The 350-nt window shown below is 67.4% G+C and carries 1 protein-coding gene; it reads right to left on the bottom strand.

Annotated features, from left to right (window positions below):
- On the bottom strand, window positions 1–350 hold a 350-nt coding region (locus QCE69_RS39465), incomplete at both ends, for a hemagglutinin repeat-containing protein (protein WP_309936178.1).

Here is a 350-nt window from a genome sequence, read left to right as displayed (position 1 = left end):
CGGTCGTGTTGACGACGTTCACCTGATCCTTCGCGGCGAGCACCACGTCGCTTGCGCTGATGTTCGAGCCGGCGATGTTCAGGTTTCCCTCGGTCGCCACGAACGCCGCCGAGCCTCCTGCGTTCACCGACGAACCGCGATGTATCGTCTGCGTCTCGCTCGAATCGCTGCGGCTGCTGCTCGACCCGACGCTCAATTGAACGGCAATGCTCGGGTTCCGCATCAGCGCGCCACGGCTCGCGCCGGCAACGCCCATCGCCGCATTCCCCGCGGCCGCGATCGCGTGCAGCGTCGCCGCTCGATCGTTGCCCGTGCTCGCCGATTGACTCGCGGCGCGGCTCTGCGTGTAG

This window comes from Caballeronia sp. LZ032 (assembly GCF_031451315.1).
In the GTDB taxonomy this organism is placed as follows: Bacteria; Pseudomonadota; Gammaproteobacteria; order Burkholderiales; family Burkholderiaceae; genus Caballeronia.
Note: the sequence above shows the minus strand (reverse complement) of the source record. Positions and strands in the feature narration are given on the sequence as shown.